Origin of the sequence: Pseudomonas sp. K5002 (assembly GCF_013386655.1) — a bacterium.
GTDB lineage: Bacteria > Pseudomonadota > Gammaproteobacteria > Pseudomonadales > Pseudomonadaceae > Aquipseudomonas.
The window spans coordinates 1-420 of sequence record NZ_JACARK010001370.1 but is presented as its reverse complement, the minus strand read 5'-3'; the positions used below and the strand labels follow the sequence as shown (position 1 = coordinate 420).

Annotated in this window: 1 protein-coding gene; it reads right to left on the bottom strand. The window is 65.7% G+C overall.

Translation table 11 applies throughout. From position 1 onward, the window contains the following. A partial coding sequence (locus HX846_RS40065; RefSeq protein ID WP_256740427.1) for an AMP-binding protein occupies positions 1-420 on the bottom strand: 420 nt, incomplete at both ends.

The window sequence follows — 420 nt, the reverse complement described above, 5'->3', positions numbered from 1 at the left end:
GGTCGCCGGTGCGGTACAGCCGCTCGCCGCTGTGGGCATGCTCGATAAAACGCTCGGCGGTTTTCTCCGCGTCCCCCAGGTACCCCATCGCCAACCCCGTGCCGGCGATGAACAGCTCACCGGCAACGCCTTGCGGGCGATCGCGGCCTTGTTCGTCGAGCACCATGAAGCGTTGATTGGCCAGCGGCGCGCCGTAGGGAATGCTGCGCCATTGTGCGTCCACCTCGGTGATTGGATAGGCAATCGACCAGATCGCCGCTTCTGTGGCGCCGCCCAGGCTGATCAGTTGGAGCTCAGGCAACAACGCAGCGATTTCGGCGGGCAGGTTCAGCGGGATCCAGTCGCCGGACAGCAAGGCCAGGCGCAGGCTCTGAGGTGCCGCGGCCGGCACGGCTTGCAGGTAATGGGCAAGCATCTGCA